This is a genomic window from Rickettsia endosymbiont of Cantharis rufa, from assembly GCF_964026445.1.
GTDB lineage: Bacteria > Pseudomonadota > Alphaproteobacteria > Rickettsiales > Rickettsiaceae > Rickettsia.
In genome coordinates this window covers 944,855-967,698 of the sequence record NZ_OZ032150.1, presented here as the reverse complement: position 1 = coordinate 967,698, position 22,844 = coordinate 944,855, and the positions used below count along the sequence as shown (strand labels likewise).

Below are 22,844 nucleotides of genomic sequence, written 5' to 3'. Positions count from 1 at the left end.
TCCATTTTACAGATGTGGATATTAAAAGGCTATACGTTCAATAAGAGTTCCGATGACTTTATCATGAATATCCAATGACTTGGAAAAACAAATTGTTTTACGTGTCAGTCTTTTGCATCTTGTTCTAAGATTTAAGTTACCCCGTTCTATCCGTTGAGTATATTTTTTACTAACAATGTGTTTTTTGGGATCTAATAACCTAGCATAACTTCCCTATCCATCTGTAAAGTAAAAAGTAACCTTAAAATCCTCCAGTTTTTTTCAGTAATGATTCTGATGTGCTATCACATCTTGTACCAAAAGTATAAGCAACTACTTTTAACAAAATCTTATCCAAAGAATATCAAAGCCATCTTTGTTTGGATTTATTCTGTACATAAGGCCATTGTTCATCTATTTCAGGAGCAATAATTACTTCTATCGTATTGATAGAATGATTTATCTTTTTTAACGCTAGATTTTTTTAAAACACGGATAACCGTATTGATACCCACTTTTAATACTCTTACTGTATCCCTAACTCCAGAGCCATTGATTGACATATCTACTATCTGAGCCTTGACTCCAGGCTTAGAGGCATTATTAATATATTACAGTTGAAAATATCGATTACACTGCTTGCATTGATATCTCTGTTGTTTTGAAATTGAATATCCCGCCTTTACTACTTTTTCTGTGTCGTTATAATATCTACACTTAACATCTATTCTTGATCTACACTTAACATCTATTCTTGCCATAACTCCTTAACTATAATTCTCTCTTATTACTGTTTGAGGATTATAGACTATTCATGCTAAGCTGCAATACGGGGGCACGACCGAGTTTTTTAATAAGTTATATAAAATAAATTCTAAGGAAGCGCTCGCTTCTATCAAAAGAGCTATAGGGTTAAATCCAAATAAAAAATCATTACATGAAGAACTTATTATTTTGTTGAAAAAAATGGATTGTGACGAAGAAGCAACAAAAGTTACGGAAGCAATCCAAGATTTTCCTAAAAACATACCTAATTTAGTATTAGATACTGAGGACAGAATTAATGTTTTTTTGTTAGGATTAGATTATGTAAGTTAAAATAACTTCCTCAATCCTTTCTGTAAAAGCTTATTCACGGGATCCGCTTGTTGATTTTTCGGTTGAGTATTGCTTTGTTCCTCTGCATTTGAATCCCTTTTCTTACGCAGACCCAAAGCGTCTTTAATGATATTTTCAGGTTTCTTCTCTCCGCTTTTTAGGTCCTTAATAACACTATTAAAGACATTTTTAACTAAATATGTTTGAAGAGCCTGAATATCTAGCTTATGCTGCGGATTATTTATAGATCCGTATAATTTTACAGCTATAGGCGGTAAGTCTGCAATAGTAACGCTTGCACTAATATCCATCATATATTGCGGTAAGTTAATTTGGCCGCCTGCATTTGCTTTAGCAGACGAAGCATCTAAACTACATTCGTTTAAATTAAGTTTGCCTTGTGCTATATTTCCGCCTGCGATTAAATTTTTAAAAGATGTTGATCCCCCGCTAAAGGAGCTGTTAATAAGTCGCAATACTCCCTCGGTATTTTTAGTATTATTTACTGCATCTGAGATTCGGTTTAAATCAAATCCGCTTATTTTCCCGTTATCACTATTTACGTTAAATTGTCCGTTTAGATTATTAACATATGTATAAACACTATTACCGTGAGAAGTAAAGTCGGCTTTAAAGCTTAGTCGACCACCAGTTATTTTTATTTTACCCGATTGCGGAGTTAAATTTTTTAAGTAGGCATTTTTTAAATCGATTTTAATTGCAACGTTTTGATCTTTTTCTGAACTCACATAACCGGTGCTACTTAGTTCACCGCCGTAAATGCTCGCATTAACTGAAGTAATATTTAGTTTACCGCCGGTGATATTTAATTTTGCTTTTAAATTATTTATGATTAATGAGTCGTTAGTTAATTTATCAATATTTGCGGATAATTGCCCTTCAATTTCATTTAAAAATCCTAAGTTAATAGGATTATTTGACCAAGGAGAATTATTTTTAGCTGTAGGTATATTTTGAGTAGCAGGACTAGTAGTTCTGTTTGAAGCAGGAGTAGGGCTATTGTCTGCAAGAATTTTCTCTAAATTAACTAACGGGCTGTATAAATTAAGATTAAAATTTGGTCTCTGAGCTGCTAAATTAATATCACCTTTAATAGATATATTAGTATTAAAAGCGGATATTTTATTATTAATATGGAAAGTATCTTTCACCTTTTGTACTTCCCCGTTTAACTGCAATACCCCAATCTTACTTAAATTACTTACCCCCATAAGAGACATAAACGACTCAAAATTATTAATTTTTAGATTATGGGAAATAGTTATACCCTGTATTAAGTTTTTAAGCTCAATATCTCCGGTTAGATTACTATTTGCAGCCGATAAACTAATATTTTGTAATTTTATTGCCTGAGAATTATAAATCGCGTTAGAAGTAAATATAAGTTTTTGGTTAATAATAGGAGGTAATTTTTCAGTCTTTAGCTTTAAAGCGTCAAGTATAGGCTTTAAACTATCAGCTTGTAGCATAATATTTGTCTTATCTAAATTAGAGCTAATCTCGGTTATAATGTTACCAGGGTTTGCAATGATATTTGATTTTAAACTATTACGCTCTATATCATAATTTGCATTTGCTAATAATTCCATATTTGGATAATTAAGCCTAGCATCCCTAATAGTTATATTTTTATTATCGGCAGTAATTGCCGTAGTTAGCTCATAGTCATTTTGTAAGTCAGCCGGCATACCTAAAGTTTTAGTATTACCTTTAATATTTGCGTTACCTATAAAAGAATTATTTTCGCTATCAAATTTTCCTTCGATTTTAATTTTTTCACCGACAAGATTAATATTGGCACTTAACGGAATTACTTTCCCAATTTCTTCAATATTTCCGTCTATATTAATCCGTTGCTGCAAAGCCTTTAAAGCTAAAGTAAAATCTATTGGCCCCTTAAGGCTTTTAATTTTAGTACCTAAGTTAATATCGTTAAATATTTTCTCACTATTTTTTTCTATATAGATTACTTTGCCGTCTATAATTTTAAAATGACTAATCAAAATAGGAAGTTCTAATTCAGTCTTATTGTCAAGTCCTACAGAATCAGTATTATTTGTTTGAGATTTAGTATTATTAGATGTAACAAATTGCCAATTTTTTTGTCCGTTATTCAGAACTTCTAAATTTATAGTTGGTTTTTGCAGTTCTATAGAAGCTACTTCAATTGCTCCTCTAAAAAGAGAGAAAAGCCGTAATGATGCTTTAGCATTTTCAACGGAAACTAGATGAGGTTCTTTTGTGCCGTCTATCGATGATAATTTAATTTCTGATAGTGATACTGCAGGATTTGGTAATAAAGATAATTTTATATCGCCGTTAATAGTTAAATCTCTATTTGTAACCTCTTTAACTTTATCTATTATTACCCCTTTATAATTATTTAAAGGAATAAAGAAAGGAATAACAATTAATAGCAATATTATGCTTATGAATATAATAAGCGAATATTTTAAAACTTTAGGCATAGAGTTTAACCTTCTATTTATATATAATTGATTATAGTATTTAAGGCTTAATTGTCAACTTAAGGAAAATGTCACCCCGTGGCTTGACCACGGAGTTCAGTTAAAAACGCTAAAACAACGTATATAATAAGTTATTTTCTAGATACCGTGGTCAAGCCACGGGATGACAGAGGTGAATAAAAATCGTGTGGTACTTAGAGAAATTGAAAAATTATGATAAATTATTCAAACTTCTCCTTGATAATTTAAAATCACATAATCTTTAGTTATAACAGAAAAAAATTCTTTATTGAAAGGTAATAATTCAGTTGTTTGGTCTGAAAATTCTATTTCAATTATGTCACCTGCGCCAAAGTTAAGAATATTTTTAATTTTACCTATCTCTTTATGATTTTGGTCTAATACCGGTAAATGATTTAAATCAGCTATATAAAATTCATCTTCTTCTAGTTCCTCTAAATTTGATCTTAAGCAAAATAGTTTATAACCTTTTAAATTCCCAGCTTCATTTCGAGTAGCTATATCATTAAAGGTACAAATTAATTCTCCCTTGGGATTTTTGCTAATTAGCTTAATATGTACATCTTCTCCAGACTCATTCACTAAATTTCTTTCAAGTATTTTTGTAGCAGGTTCGGTAAAAGATTTTAAAATTATATGACCTTTAATCCCGTGACATGATTTTATTACACCGACTAAAATTAAATTTTCTAAAGAATTCATCAATTTGCCTTTAAATTTTGATAGTTATATATAATAATATATCTAAAAGGTTATCTGTAAACTTATTTTAAAGCTAATTAAAATAAGTTTACAGATAACCTCTATAGTCAAAGCAGTTGGATTTAATTACAAGGTGCGAGGAGCAAAGCCTATAACTAATAGGAGGCGACGAGTAACGATGTAAGCGAATGAGGATCATTTGACTATAAAAGAAAAATTCTTTAACAGATTTCTAAACATGATAAAAAAAATAGCTGCCGGCATTATAATTTGTTCCTCATTATTATTATTTACAATTTTTGGTGCGGTATCTTTTGTTAATTATAATTCTATGACTAATAATTTTACTAGTCATTTGGGTATCCAGAAAGAGAATGTCGGAAAAATAAAGATGAATAAATTTCCTTTACCTTATTTAATTATTGAGACGATAAGAGAAGAAGGAAAGTTAGATTTAGAGCAGATTAAAATTCATTTCTCGTTGTGGTCGCTTATAAAATTTAATCCTAAAATTAATAAAATAGACATATTAGATGCTAAATTTTATTCAAATTCCAATGTATTAAATATTTATAATCATGAAGAGTTAATAAAGAATTTCTTTAAATATAAATTACAAAATATAAATCTAAATGTTACTAATCTAAGTATTATTAATAAACAAGACTATTCTATTTTAAATTTTAATAATTGTATTTTAAAAAAAGAAAATGCTTTATCATCTAATTACATATTTAAAACTACTAGTAACTATATAGGTAAAATTTCAGGCTCAATTAATAAACGTGATGATACAGTAGATTTTAGTCTTAATATTGATAATAATGATTATAGTTTTAAATTATCGCAAATTTACAAAGATTTTAAGCTTACTAGTGGTAGCGGTGAATATCAGATTAAAAATTTAGTATCGGTAATATATAGTATATTGCCAGACTTAAGCCACTCTTTGAATAAATTAAATCAAAGTGAGTCTATAAATATTAAATTTAATATCTTAAATACCGAAGATGAAATAGAGTTAAAAGACATAGTAATAGCCTCGTCTTTTATTGCCGGTAACGGATTTGTTAACATTGCTAAAAATGATAATATTACTACTAATGTGAAACTAGATTTCCCTAAAATAGATCTAAGTTCGTTAATTTCTCCAAATGCAGGGGTAACATTTAGCACTTCTCCTTCAAATATTAGATTTATTTTTGCCGATAAATTACTTAAAGCAGACATGACAATTAACGAAATAATTTTAAGTAATAATGAGACATTAGAAAAAATAGCCTTTTCTTCTAATTTATCAAAGGGTACTTTGAAGATAAATGAATTTTCAGGTAATATTAAGTCAGGCGGAGAGTTTAGGCTTACAGGTAGCGTAACGCAAAATTCCGTCAGAAGTATGTTTGATGGACAGGTATATTTAAAGCACAATGATATAAATTCGTTACTGAATATTTTAGGATTTAACGATGTTACTATTAAAGAAGCTACCCCTTTTACGTTATCATCAGATTTAAAACTCACTTCAATAGATTTATTTTTTAAAAACTTATTTCTTAAAACGGATAATTTAAATTTATCAGGAAATTTTTCTAGTAAATTTATTGCTCAAACGCCTCGTCTAGATGCTACGCTTAATATATCTTCGCTTGACTTAAGCAGTCAAGCTTATCCGATAATTTCACCGCTTATTGAGTTTACAAAAAACTTAACTAAAGATATGAAAACTCTAGATTACCCAAGTAAATTTATTCCTATTAGAACAATAGAATATTTAGCTGATTTAGATATTTTGATAGATAGCGTTAAGTATAACGATCATATATTTGACAAAATGAATTTGCTTGCTAAAATTGTACCGGCTAATATCAAAATTAGTAATTTAGATTTTAAAACTGCGGGTTGCTATTTATCAACTAGTTGGAACTTGGATGCGTCGAGTGTATTACCGTTTTTAACTGTAGAAATTAAGAACGGTAATCTTACTACTAATTTATTATCACCGGCAGGGATGCTTAATTTAAGAAATAAATTAGTAAATGATTATAGTTTAGATAAAGCTACCTTACAAGTTTCCGGTAAATTGTCAACATTATCACAAAATGATTTGATATTAAAAAATGTTAAATTTTATATAGCAAATAATAATAATTTGTTGCAGTTTAATAATATTGAAGCAGAATTATTAGGCGGTAAGTTTCAAGGTAGCGGCAATATTTTATTGGAACCTTATTCTATAAATCTCGTATATGCTTTAAATACAATAGATTTAAACAAAGTTTCGGCTCTTATGCCTAAAATATTTACTGCAAGTAGTGGGGAAGTAAGTATAAGTGGTAGTTTAGGAACTAACGGTAATAGCCTTCAAAGCCAGCTATATAATCTTACTACAAAATCACAATTTGCTATAAACAATATAGATATTAATAATTTTGCAATTGATTCTTTTATAGAAAAAATTAATACATCTGATTATAAGGTACAAAATTTAGATAAAGACATAAATAGTGCTGTAACCACAGGACAAGAGGATATTAGAGGTGTAAGTGGTGATATTGAATTACAAAAAGGCATTGCCCTGTTAAAGAAAGTAAAATTTACAACACAATATAGTAGCGGTGTGGCTTCTTTTGCAATTAATATATATAATTTTGATATGGATGCGTCTAGTATTTTATCATTTTATGTGCCGGCAAGACTTGTCAAGTTAAATACATCAAATACGAGTTCCGATAAAGATGTTTTGGGACATCTGAATATAAAAATGCAAGGGAGTATTTTTGCTCCTAAAAAAACTTTTGATAGTAGCGAGCTAAAAAAATTACTTATACCACAAACAACTGAAGATAAAACTACTTCAGATAACCATTAAAAAATAAAAATAAATGACTAGTACAAAAATTTTTGAAGAAAATATTAGCTTTGAAGAAGCTTTAAGAGAGCTTGAGGAAATTGTAAAAAAGATAGATAATGGGCAAGAGAACCTAGAGACGGCAGTTAATAGCTTTGAAAGAGGTGTTTTACTCAAGAATCATTGTGAGAAAAAACTAAAAGAAGCTCGTTTAAAAATCGAAAAAATTACTAAACTTGCTGATTCTACGGTGGTCTTAGAAGAGACGGAAGTGTAGATAAGTTGTACATGTCATTGCTGTGGGTCATTGTTGCGTGGATTGATTCCATCTCTGTCATCCAGCGAGCTTGTAGCGAGATTCAGTTAAAAATACTAAAATCACTAGTATTTTTTATTGTTTTTTTTGGATACCGTGGTCAAGTCACGGTATGACACCAAATGTGTTTCTCGATCCACATGCTCTGCGGGAATGACATAACATAAAAATTATAATACCTATGTTTAATCATATAATTGACTTTATCTATACCGTTCCTAATGTTGTTTTATTCATCACAATAAATATTGTTTTGATGAGTTTTTGTGCGGGATGTTTATATTTAACAAAATACGTTATTCCTAATAATTTTCAAAAAGAAGAGCTTGGAAGTCTTGGTGGATTTTTATCGGGTGTAGTCGGTAGTATGTATGCAGTATCTACCGGTTTTGTATTAATTTATTTACTCGGTAATTTTAATAAAGCACAGGAAGGGGTGGCAGCAGAATCTATAGTGCTGATGAGGCTTGCAGATAGTGTGGGTTGGCTTCCCCATGAAATGAGACCTGCAATTTATCTAGATATTAAAAATTATACCAAAGATGTAATGCATCGTGAATGGCAATTAATGAAAGGCGGCAAGAAAATCGGTCATGAAGCTCTTAGTTCCCTCCAAGATATTAATAAGCAACTACAAGCTTATAAAGCAAGCGAGCAAATGCAGCTATTTACCAAGCAGGAAATCATTGAGGAAATAAAAGAGCTTTATACCGTAAGGTATAACAGGATTAAAATGTCTTATTTTTCTTTAAATATTCAATATTGGGTAGTTGTATGTATAATGACTGCTATTAATTTAATTTTTGTCTGTATGCTTGGCACCAAGCTTTATTTACATAAGATTTCGGTTGGTTTAGTTTGTATCACTTCATCATCAATGCTCTTTTTACTATTCATACTCGATAAGCCTTTTCGAGGTCCTTTCGCCGTTAATCAATATGATCTTATTAAGGCTATACATTATATTGAGAGATTAAATTAGTGCTATCTGTAACGACATAACGCCATAGTTTATCCGTACCTTTAGTAATACCGATATGGGTAGTAGTAGAGTGGCGTAGCGTTAAGCCGATATCGCCGATAAAAAATTCATTGTTATTTATAAAGTCGCATTTGTTATGAGAAATATTAATTCCTAAATATTTACATAATTTACTCGGACCATTTAGGTATAGGGCCGCGCCCCCGTATTGCAGCTTAGCATGAATAGTCTATAATCCTCAAACAGTAATAAGAGAGAATTATAGTTAAGGAGTTATGACAAGAATATATGTTAAGTGTAGATCAAGAATAGATGTTAAGTGTAGATATTATAACGACACAGAAAAAGTAGTAAAGGCGGGATATTCAATTTCAAAACAACAGAGATATCAATGCAAGCAGTGTAATCGATATTTTCAACTGTAATATATTAATAATGCCTCTAAGCCTGGAGTCAAGGCTCAGATAGTAGATATGTCAATCAATGGCTCTGGAGTTAGGGATACAGTAAGAGTATTAAAAGTGGGTATCAATACGGTTATCCGTGTTTTAAAAAAATCTAGCGTTAAAAAAGATAAATCATTCTATCAATACGATAGAAGTAATTATTGCTCCTGAAATAGATGAACAATGGCCTTATGTACAGAATAAATCCAAACAAAGATGGCTTTGGTATTCTTTGGATAAGATTTTGTTAAAAGTAGTTGCTTATACTTTTGGTACGAGATGTGATAGCACATCAGAATCATTACTGAAAAAAACCGGAGGATTTTAAGGTTACTTTTTACTTTACAGATGGATGGGGAAGTTATGCTAGGTTATTAGATCCCAAAAAACACATTGTTAGTAAAAAATATACTCAACGGATAGAACGGGGTAACTTAAATCTTAGAACAAGATGCAAAAGACTGACACGTAAAACAATTTGTTTTTCCAAGTCATTGGATATTCATGATAAAGTCATCGGAACTCTTATTGAACGTATAGCCTTTTAATATCCACATCTGTAAAATGGAGGTGCGACCAGGTATAGATTTTCAGGTGAAATAATATGCGCGCCTCTTATTAAGGTCGCAGCAGGGAAGCCTTCAGTTTCGGTTGCGAAGTTTAAACAATAATACATTCCATAAATTAAATAGACATAGCTAAATCCTGCTGGACCAAACATTACATCTGTTCTTTTAGTTCGACTTCGTGCTGCATGGCAAGCAGGATCGTCCTGCTCTATATAGCTTTCCGTTTCGGTAATGATAGCTGTTTTGCCTTGGAAATATAGGACTTTACCGATTAACTCAGTGCTTACTAAGTTAGTATCTCTTGCAAAAAATTCACGGGATAATGGGATTAAATTCATTTCACTGCAGTGTTTATATTTATGACTCTAGCAAAGCATATCGATGTCATTAGTTGTATAGTACTGGACATTTTTTAAAAAGCCCTCGATGTCATTCTCGCGGAAGCGGGAATCTAGGGTAAAGCGAGATAAATCGAGCTTTTAAAAAATCTTAATTTCAAAGATTCTTACTTTTCAAATTAAGCTTTAAAAAGGCTTTAAAGTAATGGATTCCCGCCTTTGCGGGAATGACATAGAATAAAAATTGTCTGGTACTATACATTCGTTGGCCGGTTTCATCGTCATTGTGAGGAAAAACTATAAGTTTTGACGAAGCAATCCAGTAAAAAATGCTAATCTATAACATTTTTATTATTTTTCTGGATTGCCACGTCGCTTCGCTCTTCGCAATGACGGTTCGTGTATCCGCGCAACAGCGCCCCATTATAAAACGGTTGGCATTTGATGATTCTTTTAAAGGTAAGCCACAAGCCTTTAAGTGCGCCGTGTGTTGTTATAGCTTCTTTAGCATATTCTGAACAAGTGGGATGAAAGCGGCAATTATTGCCAAGTAACGGAGAAATGAAATATTGATAAAATTTAAGTAGTAATAATAAGATTCTAGTCATTTTTGCAGCTTGTCTATTATTTCCTCCATTTTTTCGTGCGTCAGGTCTTCATAATAATCGTCGTTAATTTGTACGACCGGAGCGTTAACGCACGCTCCTAAACACTCTATTTCAATTAAGCTAAATTTTTGATCTTTCGTTACTTCTTTTTCTTCTATACCAAGTTTTTTCTTGCAAGTTTCCATTATATCATTACTACCACGGAGCCAGCAAGGAGTGGTAGTACATACTTGGATATGATACTTACCAACTCGCCTTAAGTTAAACATAGTATAAAATGTTGCAACCTCATAAGCTCGTATATAAGGCATTTCCAACATATTTGCGACATATTCAATAGCAGGAACAGATAGCAAACCGCCGTTTTGACGCTGTGCAAGATCAAGAAGAGGTAGTATTGCACTTCTTTTTCCATGTGACGGATATTTCTTTTTAATCTTTTCTGCTAGATTTAAATTTTTCTTATCAAATGTAAAATTTGTATTCATATGTTTTTTTATGTTGTTTCTGTGTGGATTGATTTTTCCACTGTCATCCCGCGAGCTTGTAGCGGGATCCAGTTCCCTCTTTACTTTTTTATTGATCCCGTGGTCAAGCCACGGAATGACAGTGAGTGTGTTTTCCAGTCATACCTACTCGCAATGACAAATCACCTGTCAATTTCACCGAATACTATATCAAGCGTTGCAATAATAGTAATAACATCTGCCATTAAATGACCTTTGGACATAAAATCGAGGCCCTGTAAATGAGCAAAGCCCGGGGCTTTAATTCGGCATCTATAAGGTCTGTTACCTCCTTGCGAATATAAATACACCCCGAACTCACCCTTAGGGGCTTCTACGGCTTTGTAGGTCTCACCTAGAGGAACGTCATACCCTTCCGTATAAAGCTTAAAATGATGAATCATTGCTTCCATCGATTCTTTCATTTTAGCTCTCGTTGGCGGTGTAATTTTTGGATCGTCGGTTTTCACTTCGCCTTCTGGCATTTTCTCTATACATTGTTTGATTATTTTAACAGATTCGTACATTTCAAGCATGCGTACAAAATATCTGTCGTAACAATCACCGTTTTTACCTATCGGTACTTCAAAATCCATTTCATCATATACGTCGTAAGGGTTTGATTTACGCAAATCCCAAGCTATACCCGAACCTCTAAGCATAGGACCTGAAAACCCCCAGTCCATCGCTTCTTTTTGAGATACAACGCCGATATCTACTAAGCGTTGTTTCCATAACCTATTTTCATTTAGTAGGCTTTCGATATCTTGAAGTTTAGGAGGAAACTGTTCTATAAATTTATCTATATCCTCAAGTAAACCGTCAGGTAAATCTTCAGCAACTCCACCAGGTCTGAAGTAGTTTGAATGCATACGAGAGCCGGAAACGCGCTCATAAAACTCCATGATTTTTTCTCGTTCTTCAAATAACCATAATAAAGGAGTAGTAGCTCCAACGTCTAAGGCTTGGCTGCCTATATTTAAGGCGTGGTTTAGGATTCTTGTTAATTCTGAAAATAATACCCTGATAAACTGGGCTCTTTGTGGAACGTTACATGCTAATAATGATTCAACAGCTAAAGCAAAGGCATGTTCTTGACACATTGGCGAAACATAATCAAGGCGATCAAAATAAGGTATAGCCTGCAAATATGTTTTATGCTCAATAAGTTTTTCCGTACCGCGATGAAGTAACCCAATATGAGGATCGGCATTATTTACTACTTCCCCATCCATCTCAAGGATTAACCTTAAAACTCCATGAGTTGCCGGATGCTGCGGACCAAGATTTAAGGTTAAAGTTTTAGTGCTGTTAGTCATAGTATTTTTTGTTGTTTATTTCTGGATTCTTGTACTTCTATGTCATTCCCGCGAAAGCTGGAATCAAGTACTTTAAAGTTTTTTAAAAACTCGATCTATCTCGCTTTACGCTGGATTTCCGATTTCGCGGGAATGACATCGAGCGGGCTTTTCAAGTAATGCAACAACGCCGTTTTTAGCTAAGAATGACATAGACTATCCTCGCAATGACGATTTTGATGTAATTCTATTTTTGGATTCTCGCTCTCGCGAGAATTACATCGTCTGCCTTCTCATCACCTGGCAGTACATAAGTCGGGCTATGCCAGTGAGAGCTGAAATCGAACTCTCGATATTCTATGTCTAAATCTACCGGCTCATAAGCGACTTTCTTTAGTTTCTCATCATATTTAACTTGTGTATAACCGGTTAACGGGAAATCTTTACGTAATGGATGCCCCTCGAATTCATAATCGGTTAATATTCGTCTTTTATCGTCATTGCCGTCAAAATTTACCCCGTACATATCATAAACTTCACGCTCATACCAGCAAGCAGCATTAAATATATTCATTGCTGAAGGTATAGTTTCTTTTTCGGATATTTGTACTTTTAGTACAAGACGTTTGTTTAATTTTAAACTTAATAAGTTGTAAACTATTTCAAACCTTTTGTGTATTAAGGTTATTTTTTCTGGATTCCCGATTTCGCGGGAATGACATCCTTCCGGAAAATCAGTCCCAAATAAATCAGTAAGTAAAGTGAAGCGTAATTCTTCTGATTCCTTTAAAGCTTTTAAAAATGGTAATAAAAAATTTGGTTCGATTTTATAAGCTAGATAATCCCTAACTGTGACCGGAGTTATTAAAATGCTAGATTTAGCTGCAAGTTTTTCAATGATTTTTTCGAGCGTCATACTTAAAACCTGTAGTGCGTTTAATTTTTTTCTGTAGTTGCATAAGCCCGTAAATTAATGCTTCGGCAGTAGGAGGGCAGCCAGGGACATATACATCAACCGGCACGATTCTATCACAGCCACGCACTACCGAGTAGGAAAAGTGGTAATACCCGCCGCCATTGGCACAGCTGCCCATTGAAAGTACCCATTTAGGTTCGGCCATTTGATCGTATACTTTACGTAGAGCTGGTGCCATTTTGTTAGTAAGTGTTCCTGCAACTATCATAAGGTCGGACTGTCTAGGGCTTGGTCTAAATAGCATACCAAAGCGATCCATATCATATCTACTTGCTGCTGCCTGCATCATCTCAACAGCACAACAAGCAAGTCCAAAAGTCATTGGCCATAAGGAATTAGCTCTCGCCCAGCCTATAACATCATCAACTTTAGTGAGTAAGAATCCTCTGTTAGAAAGCCCTTCATTAAGCAGCTCATCTTCTTGATAAAAGTCATTATGCATTTTTATTCCTACATAAGTTAAATATGGAAATACGAAGTTTAATTTGAAAAGAAGCAAGCTTTTTTGCAGTTTTTAACCGCAGCGTACTTAAATGTACGTGAGGATTAAAAGCAAAAGGAAGTGTCGCTAATTTTTAAATTAAACAAGTATTTTTACTACCAATCTAAAGCTCCTTTCTTCCATTCATATACAAACCCAATAGTAAGTACGAATAAGAAAAACATCATTGAGAAAAAGCCTATTTTACCTATCATATTAAGGCTAATAGCCCAAGGCACTAAAAATGCGATTTCAAGGTCAAAGATAATAAATAAAATGGCAACTAAGTAAAAGCGTATATCAAATTTTGATCTTGCATCGCTAAAAGGCTCAAAACCGCACTCATAAGGCCCTAGCTTATCTTTATTATATTTCTTAGTGGATAATAAATTAGGTAGAATCATTATTACACCGGAAATCAATACCGCAATACCAAAAAATATAGCAATCGGTAGATATTCCTGTAAAAATTCTGAGTTTTGTATCATATATTTTTATTGCATGAATATAAGTGTGGTTTATGTCATTCCTGCGAAAGCGGGAATCCAGTTAATTAATAGATATAAACACAGTAAGTTTTTAAAACTAAAAGCTCGGTTTACCTCGCTTTATGCTGGATTTCTGCTTTCGCAGGAATGACATAAAGAACACTTACTTCTATATTTACCTCAAATAGCATTAATTATCAACGACAATATCAGGTTTAACTAGTAACTTCATTAAAACTAGTACCCAAATACCGCTTGATACCCACCATATTTGCCACATATTATATGAAATCATTCCTATAATATAATAATTTATAAAACACGAATAAGAAGCTACCCTAAAATTGTTATTCTTCATATTATCGATTTGTCTTAAGTATTTATAAACTAAGCATAAAAATAATATTAGCCCTATTACACCGAGTTCAAGAGTAATCTGTAATATATTATTATGAGGGTGTAGTGGCAATGGGTGCCATTTTTCCCCCTTATAATTGATCATTTCACTATCACCAGCTTCGATATATTTAGAAGAGGCAAAGCCGTACCCTAAAATCGGTTTTAGGGTGATTTTGTTTGCAACGAAATGCCAAATAAATAAACGATGAGCTGCAGAAGGTTGTGTAGCTAAATATTTTTCAGATAAATCTTGTGGTTCTATTTGTTTAGCTATAACAGGAAATAGTAACGAGCCGGTAATTAAACTTATTGTAACTAATTTGAAAAATATTGACTTTATAAATCTTGCTAAAATAAATATTACTCCCCCTATACCAAACCCTAAAAAACTTGCTAAACTATCGGAAATACTCAGTAAATAAAGCACTAATATATATAGCATTAAGGCATAACGGTATTTTTTATCATTTATTAGAATGGTGATTGCTACCCAAGCAGTAATTGAAAGTAAAGCACAGCCCCGATCTAGCATATATAAGCCAAAACTAGCTTTGAATATCTTAGTTAAAAAACCATGAGAAGAATATTCGATAAAGAATAATAATATTGCCGTGAGAATTCCTAATATTAAAACTTTTTTGAGTTGCAAGTGATTCCCGAAAGGAGTAGAATTACTAACGTTAAATCCAAGAAATAAGAGTATGAAAACTTGAGCAAAAGTAACTAGACTATTAATAGGATGAATTGCAAATAAACAAGATATAAAGCACCAAGCAGTGAATAATAGTTCTGTTTTTATGTCATTCCCGCGAAAGCAAGAATTCAGTAAAAAATTTTTTATAAGAGTGGATTCTCGCTTTCGCGGGAATGACATTAGCAAAAAAATTGTAACGGTAGTTGCGGCTGATAAGCCTGTAAGCATCCCAAGGCTTGGAATTAAAAATATTAAACTTGAAATTAAATATTGCATCTAAAAACAATCTTTAGCAAATATTTCGTAAATTGGGTGTTCAAACGTTGAAAGTGAAATACTGCCTGAAGTCATCCATCCTTGAAAAAGTAAATTAGGGTCTTCATCGATCTTATATTCCGTTATGGTCATCAACAAATAATTATCTTCATTATATGGATCAAGATTTTTTATACATTTGTGTAATTTGATTTTTATATTACCGAAATATTTTTCTTCTCCAACTTTAAAATTAATTTCTTCAGAAGTAGCAGTAATTTTATTTAGAGCAATAATTTTACCGTTTGTGTAATTCTTAAATTCAGAACTATTATTAATGTTATCGTTTGGATTTAAAATAGGATGGTTTTCATCAAGAGGGATAAATACATCATTTTCAATATCTTCGGTTGTAGTAACCGACTCTAAATTTTCTGCAAATATAGGAAAATAAGTACATATACTCAGTATAAAAACAATTCGTAATAGCTTCATAAATAAAAATGTCTATTTTTAGAAATTATATACTATAGGGGATTAATGGCAACGATAATTTGTGATATATGTCATACCGTGGCCCCGCCACAGTATCCAGAAAAAAATTCAAAAAGGACTGGATACCGCGATCAAGTCGCGGTATGACACCTATTGTAATAACATGATCCACTCTAAAGAACTCTTAAATTCTATTTTACGGCAGGATTTTCACAGCTTTATCATTAAGGTATTTAATAGTATTAATCCGGGAGCAGAGTATTATCCAAGTAAACATATAAAAATAATTACCGACTATTTAAATGCTGTGCAAAGCGGTTATATTAATCTCTTAATAATTAATATAACCAAACCTCTATAAAGCAGTTACAATAAGATGGAGTAATTAAAATAAATCATTGTAATAACATATTCAGTAGACTTTAGAAAGAAAGTTTCAGCAATCAAGAAAAAAAAGAAGATGAGTTTTGCATCAATATCAAAACGTTTTGGAATAGGAAAGAATAGAGTATTTGTATGGACAAAAAGAATATCGCCCTTAAGAAGTAGAAATAAAGATTCAACAAAAATACCGCTTGATAGATTGAAGGTAGGCGTAGAGCAATATAGTGATGCATACCAATATGAAAGGGCTGAGCGGTTAGGAGTTAGTAAATCAGGGATACATAAAGCATTAAATAAGTTAAATATTACGTATAAAAAAAGCTTTAAGACATCCGAAGGCAAAAGAAGAAGAGAGGCTAGAATTTCAGCATAAGATCAAAAAGTATAAAGCGGAAGAGAAAGTGATCGTATTTACCGATGAGAGCTGTTTTGTCCGTAGTGCTCCTAGGACCCATGGGTATTCAGTAAAAGGTCAGAGATGTTATGGTATCCATGATTGGCATCCGTCAAAAAGAACTAATGTTATAGGGGCGTTAATAGATAAATCATTGCTGACTGTGTCAATTTTTGAATGCAATGTTAATACTGCTATTTTTAACGCTTGGGTAGAACAAGATTTAATACCTAAATTACCCCATAATTCAGTAGTTGTAATGGATAATGCAAGTTTTCATAAAAGTCCAAATTTAAAAATTATGATAGAAAAAGCCGGTCATATATTAGAGTACTTACCGCCTTATTCCCCTGATCTAAATCCCATTGAACCAGAATAGTTTTAAGCTAAATCTAGGAGAAGAAAATATCTCTGTGATGTAGACACGCTTTTCGAAAAGTACATGACGTAACTGTTTTATAGAGGCTTAGCTATATCTCGCCTAGGAGTTTAAAATCTATTTGTGTAAGTGTTGCTTGGTTTGCTTATTTACTTGAGGCGAGTCCAGCTAAAAGAATTATGGCTGCCAGCTATTCTCAAATACTTAGCATTTAACACTCACTAGATTGTTGGTTTATTTTAAATTCTGATCGGTATAAGGAACTTTTCCCCAAATACTATCCTTAGTAAAACCAATAACCAAAAAAGCAAGTTTTTAACGACTGCTAACGTTTTTAGATTTGCAACATCGGTTGGGGGAGCAGCAACAGGTGAGGGCGGTGATATATTAATTATTGATGATCCGCATAACCCTACACAAATTAATTCTTATAAAATACGTAAGAAAGTTATAGATTGGTTTGAGCAAACTTTTGTTAGCAGGCTAAATAATCGTAATAAGGGAGCGATAGTTTTAGTTATGCAGCGTCTTCATACGGAGGATTTGTCCGGTTATTTACTTAATAATGGTAATTTATGGCATCATTTAAAAATTCCGGCGATTAGCATTCAAGATTATTCTTTTAAATTAACGACTAATAATAGAGACAAAGAATATCAATATCTTAGTGGTGAGGTGTTAGATAGATATAAAGAACCTTCTGATTGCTTAGCAAAATTAGAACAAGAAATAGGTAGTTATAATTATAATGCTCAATATTTGCAAGAACCGATAGCACGAGGGGTATCTCTGCTTAATATGGAAGATATTATCTTTTATGAAAGTCTATCTGAGAAGTTTGATTATTTTGTGCAAAGCTGGGATACGGCAATTAAAATTTCCAAAAATTCCGATTATAGTGTTTGCGCTATATAGGGAATTTTAGATCAGAAATATTATTTAGTATCATTAGTGTGGAAAAAAGATTAATTATCCTGAGCTTAAGAATTTGACAGAAAAATTAGCAAAAGAGTATAAACCGAGATTTATACTAATTGAAGATAAGGCAAGCGGTCAGCAATTAATTCAAGATATAGGGTTTTTGGGTGATAATATTAGAGTGATAGGAATTAAGCCAAGGCTTGATAAGGTTACAAGATTTGCCCCGATAGTTCCTTTATTTCAGGCTGGTAGTGTTCTAATACCAAGACAATCAAGCATAATTTTAAAGGAATTGGGTCGCACCTCCATTTTACAGATGTGGATATTAAAAGGCTATACGTTCAATAAGAGTTCCGATGACTTTATCATGAATATCCAATGACTTGAAAAAACAAATTGTTTTACGTGTCAGTCTTTTGCATCTTGTTCTAAGATTTAAGTTACCCCGTTCTATCCGTTGAGTATATTTTTTACTAACAATGTGTTTTTTGGGATCTAATAACCTAGCAGGCCGCACCCCCGTATTGCAGCTTAGCATGAATAGTCTATAATACTCAAACAGTGATAAGAGAGAATTATAGTTAAGGAGTTATGACAAGAATAGATGTTAAGTGTAGATCAAGAATAGATGTTAAGTGTAGATATTGTAACGACACAGAAAAAGTAGTAAAGGCGGGATATTCAATTTCAAAACAACAGAGATATCAATGCAAGCAGTGTAATCGATATTTTTAACTGTAATATATTAATAATGCCTCTAAGCCTGGAGTCAAGACTCAGATAGTAGATATGTCAATCAATGGCTCTGGAGTTAGGGATACAGTAAGAGTATTAAAAGTGGGTATCAATACGGTTATCCGTGTTTTAAAAAAATCTAGCGTTAAAAAAGATAAATCATTCTATCAATACGATAGAAGTAATTATTGCTCCTGAAATAGATGAACAATGGCCTTATGTACAGAATAAATCCAAACAAAGATGGCTTTGGTATTCTTTGGATAAGATTTTGTTAAAAGTAGTTGCTTATACTTTTGGTACAAGATGTGATAGCACATCAGAATCATTACTGAAAAAAACCGGAGGATTTTAAGGTTACTTTTTACTTTACAGATGGATGGGGAAGTTATGCTAGGTTATTAGATCCCAAAAAACACATTGTTAGTAAAAAATATACTCAACGGATAGAACGGGGTAACTTAAATCTTAGAACAAGATGCAAAAGACTGACACGTAAAACAATTTGTTTTTCCAAGTCATTGGATATTCATGATAAAGTCATCGGAACTCTTATTGAACGTATAGCCTTTTAATATCCACATCTGTAAAATGGAGGTGCGACCAGGAATTGCTAAATTTTCCTCATATTAAAAATGACGATATAGTGGATTCAGTCAGCCAATTCTTGAATTTTATGAAGGATAAATCGCTAAAGCAACCTGCAAGAATTAGAAGTCTAGTATAAATTAGTTGCTTTTTTGTATGGATGTTGGTAGTATTACAGCGGTTTAGTAGGCTTTAAAAACGCCATTGCGAGAAGAATTACGTAGTAATCAGAGTGAAGCCTTGATGCGGCAATCTCAGGAATTTTATATTACTTGATAAGATCGCCGCGCTCCTTATAGTTGCTCGCAATGACGTTAGACAGCACAAAAATAACCAAGGCTGGGTAGCAAAGTGGTAATGCCGTGGACTGCAAATCCTCTATTCGTCGGTTCGATTCCGACCCTGGCCTCCATTATAGAAATTAAAAAATCTTATGGAATTTATCTCGCAATTCCTAGAAATGCTCTTAGCGGAACGAGCATTATCAAAAAATTCCATACTTAGCTATAAGCGTGACTTATTCGATTTCCAAAACTATCTTGCTAAACAAAAATTATCAGAATTAAATACCACTACGGAAAATATCAGAAATTGGATTGAGTATTTAGCAAGTAATGATTTACAAGCTCGTTCTATTAATCGAAAAATCTCAACTATAAAAAGCTATTATGAATTTTTAATTAGCGAAAATCATACCAAATTAAATCCGGTTCTTAACGTAGATTTACCAAAATATCAAAATAAACTTCCTGAAATATTGTCTATAGATCAAATTAAATCGCTACTTGAATATTGCTCCCAAGACGCTATGCCGGAAGGAATCAGGCTTAATGCTATGATACATTTATTATATGCTAGCGGTCTTAGAGTCTCGGAGCTGATTAGTCTTAAGCTTACTGATATTTTGACTAATAAAGTGTCAGGAGGAGGCGTTAAAAAAATATTCTCTGTACTTGGTAAAGGTAATAAAGAAAGAATTATAGTAATAAATGATCAAGCAATTAGCAGTGTTACTAAATATCTTGAGACTAGAGATGTTTTTGTGAATAAAGCAAAACCAAGAAATCTAATTTATTTATTCCCCTCATCAGCTATTGCCGGTTATATGACTAGGCAAAATTTTGCAATCCTGTTAAAATCTGCCGCTCTCTATGCAGGGCTTAATCCTGAATATATTTCTCCGCATATATTACGCCACAGCTTTGCAAGTCATTTGCTTGAGGGTGGAGCAGACTTAAGAGTGATTCAAGAGCTACTTGGTCATGCTGATATATCTACAACCCAAATATATACCCATCTTCAAACTAATCATCTAAAAAAAGCATTATTGCATCATCCCCTCAGTAAAAATTAATTTATTTTAATATCCCTATAAAGTACTTGTTAATATTTTTTAACTAAATATAATGCCCTCTTATTTTAATATATAAAGGTAGAGTTATTATGAGGCTTAAGAAAATTGTAACTTCTTGTATTGGTGGTTCTAAAGAAAGTCAAGAAGAATATCCTGCATTAGATCAAAAAAAGATGTAGAACCCAATGTCTATTCCGAGGTACATACGCGTCAAGTTAAGGAAAGGCAGTAAGCAATTTGCAAGAAATTTAGAAAAAAGCGCTACTTAAAAAAGGAGGTAAAGAGTATAGGTATTAGTACTGTAACGCTAAGGGACTTATACAATGAAAAATATAACAAAACTACCGAATAGAGTCAAAGAGTTTTTAACAGAAACAGCTATCAGAGTTGCAATTAGCAGCGGTTTTATCAAGGGGAGAAGAGGATTAACCGGCTGTTCGTTTGCACAAGCATTAGTATTGGGTAATTTGAGTGATGCTGATTGTAACATAGAAAGAATGTGTCAATTATTACATGAAGAATCAGTAATAATAAGTAAGCAAGGCCTAGATTTCAGATTTAGTAACTCTGCAGTGGATTTTATGAGGAGTATGTATGAGAAAATATCGGTTTATTTGCAAATAGTTTTAAGCTTGATTGCGGGATATTACAGAAATTTAATAACGTTAAGTTACTTGATAGCAGCAATATAAAATTGCCCGACAATATGGAAAGATTATATAAGGGGCATGGGTCAGGATTTAAGGATCATGAGCGTAGAGTAAAAGCTTCGATCAAGCTGCACATTATATAATTATTCAACACAAACAATAAGTAACATAGATATTCTTGCGGGGGCACGATCAGATCAAGGTTATAAAGATTATTTACAGGATATTAATCCTAATGATTTATTGATAGCAGATTTAGGGTATTTTGTTCCTAAGTCTTTTAGTTCCTTAAGTGCTAAAGGCGCTTATTTTATTAGTCGTTACAAGACTGATACTAATATATATGATAGAGCTAGAAATAAATTAGATTTACTTGAGTTATTAGAGAAAGTAACTTTTTGACAAGGTGATATTTTACTTAGCAAGGAATCATTACTACCGGTTAGGATCGTCTGCCATAAGCTTACAAAAGAACAATCTGATATCAGGAAAAGGAAGGCGAATACACTTGCAAAAGCACGTGGCTATAAGTCTTCTCAAAGAAATCAAAATTTACTTGATTGGTCAATATTTATTACTAATATTCCTGAGAGTCAAGTCAGTATCAAGCATATAGCAACGATATATAGAGCAAGATGGCAAATTGAGTTATTATTTAGGTTATATAAAAGTCATTTTAAATAGAATCTCTTAAAGGAAAAAGTGATTCATCTAGGGCATTATGTGAGCTTTATGCTAAGCTATGTGGCATTATAATTTTTCATGCTATATCTAACTGCCTTATATCAAAAATAAATCAGGAAGTTAGCATGACTAAGGCTTTTCTAGAATTTAAAAGGCGAGTACCAGAACTAACTTTGACGTTTAAAAAATCGATAAATAAGTTGAAAAACTTCTTTAAAAATTTACGAATAGCTTGGGTAAATTTTTGTTTAAAAGATAAATATAGGAAAACAAAAAAATCTACTTTATCTTCTCTTAAACTTATAAGCACCCCTTAACTTGACGCGTATGGTCCAAATAAGTGCGTAAATTTCCCAAAGGGGTCGCACCTCCATTTTACAGATGTGGATATTAAAAGGCTATACGTTCAATAAGAGTTCCGATGACTTTATCATGAATATCCAATGACTTGGAAAAACAAATTGTTTTACGTGTCAGTCTTTTGCATCTTGTTCTAAGATTTAAGTTACCCCGTTCTATCCGTTGAGTATATTTTTTATTAACAATGTGTTTTTTGGGATCTAATAACCTAGCATAACTTCCCCATCCATCTGTAAAGTAAAAAGTAACCTTAAAATCCTCCGGTTTTTTTCAGTAATGATTCTGATGTGCTATCACATCTCGTACCAAAAGTATAAGCAACTACTTTTAACAAAATCTTATCCAAAGAATATCAAAGCCATCTTTGTTTGGATTTATTCTGTACATAAGACCATTGTTCATCTATT

Annotated in this window: 25 protein-coding genes, 1 tRNA gene and 7 pseudogenes; 15 read left to right on the top strand and 18 right to left on the bottom strand. The window is 32.4% G+C overall.

What is annotated here, in order from left to right; translation table 11 throughout:
• Positions 1 to 21: 21 nt before the first annotated feature.
• The 3 genes from AAGD46_RS09355 to AAGD46_RS09345 all read right to left on the bottom strand — a co-directional run bounded on the left by AAGD46_RS09355 (position 22) and on the right by AAGD46_RS09345 (position 542).
• Entirely contained in the window at positions 22 to 177 is a 156-nt protein-coding gene (locus AAGD46_RS09355; RefSeq protein WP_410525951.1) for an IS1 family transposase, read from the bottom strand.
• Positions 178 to 343: 166 nt separating this feature from the next.
• Positions 344 to 397 carry a hypothetical protein gene (locus AAGD46_RS09350; RefSeq protein WP_410525954.1) on the bottom strand — a complete coding sequence of 18 codons (54 nt, stop codon included), beginning with the start codon at positions 395 to 397 and terminating at the stop codon, positions 344 to 346.
• Position 398: 1 nt separating this feature from the next.
• Entirely contained in the window at positions 399 to 542 is a 144-nt protein-coding gene (locus AAGD46_RS09345; RefSeq protein WP_341786690.1) for an IS1-like element transposase, read from the bottom strand.
• Between the two features lie 280 nt (positions 543 to 822).
• Between AAGD46_RS09345 and AAGD46_RS05490 the strand changes: the two are divergent.
• Positions 823 to 1,077 (top strand): annotated as a pseudogene (locus AAGD46_RS05490) (hypothetical protein); the annotation flags it as partial.
• Here the strand turns inward: AAGD46_RS05490 and AAGD46_RS05485 are convergent.
• Positions 1,074 to 3,566: an AsmA family protein gene (locus tag AAGD46_RS05485; RefSeq protein WP_341786846.1), complete on the bottom strand. Its 2,493-nt coding sequence runs from the start codon at positions 3,564 to 3,566 to the stop codon at positions 1,074 to 1,076. The pseudogene AAGD46_RS05490 and the gene AAGD46_RS05485 sit on opposite strands and share 4 nt — an antisense overlap.
• 225 nt (positions 3,567 to 3,791) lie before the next feature.
• Positions 3,792 to 4,289 (bottom strand): ribosome maturation factor RimM, encoded by a 498-nt coding sequence (rimM, locus tag AAGD46_RS05480; protein WP_341786845.1) that lies wholly within the window; start codon positions 4,287 to 4,289, stop codon positions 3,792 to 3,794.
• Between the two features lie 238 nt (positions 4,290 to 4,527).
• Here rimM and AAGD46_RS05475 point away from each other — a divergent pair, with 238 nt between their 5' ends.
• From AAGD46_RS05475 to AAGD46_RS05465, 3 genes are all read left to right on the top strand, one after another.
• Positions 4,528 to 7,158, top strand: coding sequence for an AsmA-like C-terminal region-containing protein (locus AAGD46_RS05475; RefSeq protein ID WP_341786844.1), 2,631 nt, complete (start codon positions 4,528 to 4,530; stop codon positions 7,156 to 7,158).
• Between the two features lie 13 nt (positions 7,159 to 7,171).
• Entirely contained in the window at positions 7,172 to 7,414 is a 243-nt protein-coding gene (locus AAGD46_RS05470; RefSeq protein WP_341786843.1) for an exodeoxyribonuclease VII small subunit, read from the top strand.
• Positions 7,415 to 7,709: 295 nt separating this feature from the next.
• Positions 7,710 to 8,435: a hypothetical protein gene (locus AAGD46_RS05465; RefSeq protein ID WP_341787909.1), complete on the top strand. Its 726-nt coding sequence runs from the start codon at positions 7,710 to 7,712 to the stop codon at positions 8,433 to 8,435.
• Here the strand turns inward: AAGD46_RS05465 and AAGD46_RS05460 are convergent.
• A pseudogene (locus AAGD46_RS05460) lies at positions 8,407 to 8,628 on the bottom strand (DNA-3-methyladenine glycosylase); the annotation flags it as partial. The gene AAGD46_RS05465 and the pseudogene AAGD46_RS05460 sit on opposite strands and share 29 nt — an antisense overlap.
• A 280-nt stretch (positions 8,629 to 8,908) precedes the next feature.
• Between AAGD46_RS05460 and AAGD46_RS09340 the strand changes: the two are divergent.
• From AAGD46_RS09340 to AAGD46_RS09330, 3 genes and pseudogenes are all read left to right on the top strand, one after another.
• Positions 8,909 to 9,052, top strand: a complete 144-nt coding sequence (locus AAGD46_RS09340) for an IS1-like element transposase (RefSeq protein WP_341786690.1) — start codon at positions 8,909 to 8,911, stop codon at positions 9,050 to 9,052.
• Positions 9,009 to 9,209, top strand: coding sequence for an IS1 family transposase (locus tag AAGD46_RS09335; protein ID WP_410525969.1), 201 nt, complete (start codon positions 9,009 to 9,011; stop codon positions 9,207 to 9,209). Before AAGD46_RS09340 ends, AAGD46_RS09335 begins: the two co-directional genes overlap by 44 nt.
• A 55-nt stretch (positions 9,210 to 9,264) precedes the next feature.
• Positions 9,265 to 9,429, top strand: a pseudogene (locus AAGD46_RS09330) (IS1 family transposase); the annotation flags it as partial.
• Positions 9,430 to 9,461: 32 nt separating this feature from the next.
• On the opposite strand, the pseudogene AAGD46_RS05450 reads toward AAGD46_RS09330, so the two are convergent.
• The 9 genes and pseudogenes from AAGD46_RS05450 to AAGD46_RS05410 form a co-directional block, all read right to left on the bottom strand.
• Positions 9,462 to 9,788 (bottom strand): annotated as a pseudogene (locus tag AAGD46_RS05450) (DNA-3-methyladenine glycosylase); the annotation flags it as partial.
• A 332-nt stretch (positions 9,789 to 10,120) separates the two neighbouring features.
• Positions 10,121 to 10,396 carry a membrane protein insertion efficiency factor YidD gene (gene yidD, locus AAGD46_RS05445; RefSeq protein ID WP_341786842.1) on the bottom strand — a complete coding sequence of 92 codons (276 nt, stop codon included), beginning with the start codon at positions 10,394 to 10,396 and terminating at the stop codon, positions 10,121 to 10,123.
• Positions 10,393 to 10,884, bottom strand: coding sequence for an NADH-quinone oxidoreductase subunit NuoE (nuoE, locus tag AAGD46_RS05440; protein ID WP_341786841.1), 492 nt, complete (start codon positions 10,882 to 10,884; stop codon positions 10,393 to 10,395). The genes yidD and nuoE overlap by 4 nt, the downstream gene beginning before the upstream one ends.
• A 161-nt stretch (positions 10,885 to 11,045) precedes the next feature.
• Positions 11,046 to 12,221: an NADH dehydrogenase (quinone) subunit D gene (gene nuoD / locus AAGD46_RS05435; RefSeq protein ID WP_341786840.1), complete on the bottom strand. Its 1,176-nt coding sequence runs from the start codon at positions 12,219 to 12,221 to the stop codon at positions 11,046 to 11,048.
• Positions 12,222 to 12,447: 226 nt separating this feature from the next.
• Positions 12,448 to 13,116, bottom strand: coding sequence for an NADH-quinone oxidoreductase subunit C (locus AAGD46_RS05430; protein WP_341786839.1), 669 nt, complete (start codon positions 13,114 to 13,116; stop codon positions 12,448 to 12,450).
• Complete coding sequence (locus tag AAGD46_RS05425) at positions 13,094 to 13,618, bottom strand: NADH-quinone oxidoreductase subunit B family protein (RefSeq protein ID WP_341786838.1); 525 nt, start codon at positions 13,616 to 13,618, stop codon at positions 13,094 to 13,096. Before AAGD46_RS05425 ends, AAGD46_RS05430 begins: the two co-directional genes overlap by 23 nt.
• A 155-nt stretch (positions 13,619 to 13,773) precedes the next feature.
• Complete coding sequence (locus tag AAGD46_RS05420) at positions 13,774 to 14,145, bottom strand: NADH-quinone oxidoreductase subunit A (RefSeq protein ID WP_341786836.1); 372 nt, start codon at positions 14,143 to 14,145, stop codon at positions 13,774 to 13,776.
• A gap of 190 nt (positions 14,146 to 14,335) precedes the next feature.
• Positions 14,336 to 15,514 (bottom strand): O-antigen ligase, encoded by a 1,179-nt coding sequence (locus tag AAGD46_RS05415; RefSeq protein WP_341786835.1) that lies wholly within the window; start codon positions 15,512 to 15,514, stop codon positions 14,336 to 14,338.
• Positions 15,515 to 15,988 (bottom strand): DUF2155 domain-containing protein, encoded by a 474-nt coding sequence (locus tag AAGD46_RS05410; RefSeq protein WP_341786834.1) that lies wholly within the window; start codon positions 15,986 to 15,988, stop codon positions 15,515 to 15,517.
• A 460-nt stretch (positions 15,989 to 16,448) separates the two neighbouring features.
• Here AAGD46_RS05410 and AAGD46_RS05405 point away from each other — a divergent pair, with 460 nt between their 5' ends.
• The 4 genes from AAGD46_RS05405 (at position 16,449) to AAGD46_RS05390 (ending at position 18,448) form a co-directional block, all read left to right on the top strand.
• Positions 16,449 to 16,745 (top strand): IS630 transposase-related protein, encoded by a 297-nt coding sequence (locus AAGD46_RS05405; RefSeq protein WP_341786833.1) that lies wholly within the window; start codon positions 16,449 to 16,451, stop codon positions 16,743 to 16,745.
• Positions 16,675 to 17,145, top strand: coding sequence for an IS630 family transposase (locus AAGD46_RS05400; protein WP_341787877.1), 471 nt, complete (start codon positions 16,675 to 16,677; stop codon positions 17,143 to 17,145). The genes AAGD46_RS05405 and AAGD46_RS05400 overlap by 71 nt, the downstream gene beginning before the upstream one ends.
• A 519-nt stretch (positions 17,146 to 17,664) precedes the next feature.
• Entirely contained in the window at positions 17,665 to 18,060 is a 396-nt protein-coding gene (locus tag AAGD46_RS05395) for a hypothetical protein (protein ID WP_341786832.1), read from the top strand.
• A gap of 73 nt (positions 18,061 to 18,133) precedes the next feature.
• Positions 18,134 to 18,448 (top strand): hypothetical protein, encoded by a 315-nt coding sequence (locus tag AAGD46_RS05390; RefSeq protein WP_341786831.1) that lies wholly within the window; start codon positions 18,134 to 18,136, stop codon positions 18,446 to 18,448.
• Here the strand turns inward: AAGD46_RS05390 and AAGD46_RS05385 are convergent.
• On the bottom strand, positions 18,392 to 18,604 hold the full coding sequence (locus tag AAGD46_RS05385) for an IS1 family transposase (protein WP_341786830.1): 213 nt from the start codon (positions 18,602 to 18,604) through the stop codon (positions 18,392 to 18,394). The genes AAGD46_RS05390 and AAGD46_RS05385 overlap by 57 nt on opposite strands.
• A gap of 53 nt (positions 18,605 to 18,657) precedes the next feature.
• Here AAGD46_RS05385 and AAGD46_RS05380 point away from each other — a divergent pair.
• The 4 genes and pseudogenes from AAGD46_RS05380 (at position 18,658) to AAGD46_RS05365 (ending at position 22,394) form a co-directional block, all read left to right on the top strand.
• Positions 18,658 to 19,376, top strand: a pseudogene (locus tag AAGD46_RS05380) (IS1 family transposase).
• A gap of 350 nt (positions 19,377 to 19,726) precedes the next feature.
• A tRNA-Cys gene (locus tag AAGD46_RS05375) sits at positions 19,727 to 19,801 on the top strand.
• 21 nt (positions 19,802 to 19,822) lie between these two features.
• Positions 19,823 to 20,743 carry a site-specific tyrosine recombinase XerD gene (gene xerD / locus AAGD46_RS05370; protein ID WP_341786829.1) on the top strand — a complete coding sequence of 307 codons (921 nt, stop codon included), beginning with the start codon at positions 19,823 to 19,825 and terminating at the stop codon, positions 20,741 to 20,743.
• 323 nt (positions 20,744 to 21,066) lie between these two features.
• Positions 21,067 to 22,394: pseudogene (locus AAGD46_RS05365) on the top strand (IS4 family transposase).
• A gap of 73 nt (positions 22,395 to 22,467) precedes the next feature.
• Here the strand turns inward: AAGD46_RS05365 and AAGD46_RS09325 are convergent.
• Together AAGD46_RS09325 and AAGD46_RS09320 are read right to left on the bottom strand one after the other, a co-directional pair.
• Positions 22,468 to 22,632, bottom strand: a pseudogene (locus tag AAGD46_RS09325) (IS1 family transposase); the annotation flags it as partial.
• Between the two features lie 157 nt (positions 22,633 to 22,789).
• On the bottom strand, positions 22,790 to 22,843 hold the full coding sequence (locus AAGD46_RS09320; protein ID WP_410525952.1) for a hypothetical protein: 54 nt from the start codon (positions 22,841 to 22,843) through the stop codon (positions 22,790 to 22,792).
• Position 22,844 lies beyond the last annotated feature (1 nt).